Source organism: Roseomonas sp. TS2 (assembly GCF_058833935.1).
In genome coordinates, this window is sequence record NZ_JCACVY010000315.1 from 1 (window position 1) to 2535 (window position 2535).

Consider the following 2535-nt stretch of genomic DNA (forward strand, 5'->3'; position numbering starts at 1 on the left):
CGCCCGCCCTGCTGCTGTCCCTGCCGGCCCTGGCGCAGGAGGAGGCGCCCGCGGTCAACACCGGCGACACCGCCTGGATGCTCACCAGCACCGCGCTGGTGCTGATGATGACCATCCCCGGCCTGGCGCTGTTCTATTCCGGCATGGTGCGGAAGAAGAACGTGCTGGCCACCATGATGCAGTCCTTCTTCCTGGCGGCGCTGTGCAGCGTCATCTGGATGGTGGCGGGCTACAGCCTGGCCTTCGGCGAGGGCGGCGCCTATATCGGCGACCTCTCCAAGCTGTTCCTCACCGGCGTGGCGCCCACATGGGATGCGCCCTTCACGCTCGGCAGCGGCGACGCGGCGGTGGCCTTCACCATCCCCGAGACCGTCTTCATCATGTTCCAGATGACCTTCGCCATCATCACCCCGGCGCTCGCCACGGGCGCGGTGGCGGACCGGATGAAGTTCTCGGCGCTCGTGCTGTTCACCGTGCTGTGGTCGCTGCTGATCTACAGCCCGATCGCCCACTGGGTGTGGCACCCGAATGGCTGGATCTTCGCCCTCGGCGCGCTGGACTTCGCCGGCGGCACGGTGGTGCACATCAACGCGGGCGTGGCCGGCCTGGTGGCCGCCATCGTCCTCGGCAAGCGCACCGGCCTCGGCTCCGAGAACATGTCGCCCTTCAACCTGGGCCTGGCCGTCATCGGCGCGGCGCTGCTGTGGGTGGGCTGGTTCGGCTTCAACGCCGGCTCGGCGGGCGCCGCCGGTGGCCGCGCGGGCATGGCCATGCTGGTGACGCAGGTGGCGGGCGCCGCCGGCGTGCTGGCCTGGGTGGCCGCCGAGTGGATGACCAAGGGCAAGCCCTCGGTGCTGGGCGCCATCTCCGGCGCCGTGGCGGGCCTCGTCGCCATCACCCCCGCCGCCGGCTTCGTGCTGCCGGTGCCGGCGCTGATCATCGGCCTGGTGGCGGGCCTCGCCGGCTTCTGGGGCGCCACCACGCTGAAGCACTGGTGCGGCTATGACGACAGCCTGGACGCCTTCGGCGTGCACGGCATCTGCGGCATCGTCGGCGCGCTGCTGGTGGGCGTCTTCGCCTATGGCCCGCTCTCGGCCACGCCGGGCGCGCCGGAGGGCATCTCCGGCTCCTTCGACCAGTTCCTGATCCAGGTCTACGCCACGGTCGCCACCTTCATCTTCACCGCGATCGGTACCTGGATCATCCTGAAGGTCGTGGACGTGGTGGTGGGCCTGCGCGTCACCGAGGAGGAGGAGCGCGAGGGCCTCGACGTCTCGCTGCACGGCGAGCGGCTCGGCTGAGCCATCTCGCCGCGCGCCACGCGCGGCCCGCGGAACCGGCGCCGGGGGAGCGATCCCCCGGCGTATTTTTTGCTTGTCTCATCCCGCAGGCGGTGGCGTGGCGGCGGAACGGCCCCTTATCGCCCACCACCCGGAGGCCGGCGTTCAGCCGCGCAGGCGGCGGTGGTTCTCCGTCACGGCGGTGTGCACGGGCCGCAGCGCCTGCTCCGCCATGGAGAGGCACAGCCCCGTCCAGGCGGCGCCGAAGCCCTGGGCGCGGCTCATGGCGCCCATCGCCCATTCCGCCTGCAGGCCGGCCACCGCCAGCGGGTTGGGCGTGCCGGTCGCGCGCAAAGTGGCGCGGTGCGCGGCCTCCATCTCGGCCATGCTGTACTCCAGGGCGCGCTGGCCCAGCGCCATGCCGCCCTGCGCCAGCGCAGCGCCGCCCGCCGAGAAGGCCAGCATCTTCTCCGGCACCATGCGCCCCACCTCGAGCAGGGTGGCCACCGGGCCGCGCCGGTGCGCCGCATCCGCCGAGAGGCGGTGGTCGATCACCTGCCGCGCCGCCTCCAGCGTGGTCATCACGGCATTGGCGTGGCGGGCGGCTCGCTGGCCGTGGGCGAAAGGATTGTTCATCGGAATGGCACTCCAGAAGGGAAAGGCCCTTGGTGCGCCATCCTAGCAGCTTCTTGTGCAGCGCAGCATCACTCTGGCTTGTAAGGCCGCGCCTCGCGGAGCTGCGGGTTGTCGAAGACCGGCGTGCGGTACTCGGCCAGCACGCGGCGCAGGGCGGCGGCCAGCTCCTGCTGCTCCTCCTCCGAGAGGAAGCGCCCGATCGGCACCCGGCGGCCGCGCTGCACCAGCGCCAACCCCTGCCGCTCGCTCCATTCCACCCGCGCCCAGTAGGGGTCGAGCACGGCGCGCTCCCAGCGGCCGGTGCCGTCGCGCCGCTGCACCAGGAGGTGTTGCCGGGTGAGCGAGACCACCTCCCGCGCCCGCCCCGACCAGCGGTGGTGCAGCGCCACCAGCGCCAGCGCGCCGGCCACCTCCAGCCCCAGGAAGGGCAGCACCGGCCAGGCGCCCATCAGCACGAAGGCGATGCCGCCGCCGAGCGACCAGAGCAGGCCGAGCCCCAGCATCACCACGAAGCCGCGCGGCCGGAAGCTGCGGGGCGGCGTGCTGATCGCCTCGAACAGGACCGGCTCGGCGGGGATCGGCTCGGGGATTGCGGGCATCGCGCCCAAACATAGGCTGG

3 protein-coding genes are annotated in these 2535 nt (G+C 72.2%); 1 reads left to right on the forward strand and 2 read right to left on the reverse strand.

The window, feature by feature from the left end:
• The first annotated feature begins 8 nt into the window (after positions 1-8).
• Positions 9-1301 (forward strand): ammonium transporter, encoded by a 1293-nt coding sequence (locus ACZJYS_RS23915; protein ID WP_493180587.1) that lies wholly within the window; start codon positions 9-11, stop codon positions 1299-1301.
• A 144-nt stretch (positions 1302-1445) separates the two neighbouring features.
• Here the strand turns inward: ACZJYS_RS23915 and ACZJYS_RS23920 are convergent, their stop codons facing one another.
• Entirely contained in the window at positions 1446-1916 is a 471-nt protein-coding gene (locus ACZJYS_RS23920; RefSeq protein ID WP_379650445.1) for a hypothetical protein, read from the reverse strand.
• A 68-nt stretch (positions 1917-1984) separates the two neighbouring features.
• The coding region (locus ACZJYS_RS23925; protein ID WP_493180586.1) for a DUF2244 domain-containing protein at positions 1985-2535 on the reverse strand (551 nt) is incomplete at its 5' end.

Coding starts and splice junctions, on each gene's coding strand:
- ACZJYS_RS23920 (WP_379650445.1), bottom strand. CDS start 1,916: ATGAACAATCCTTTCGCCCACGGCCAGCGAGCCGCCCGCCACGCCAAT.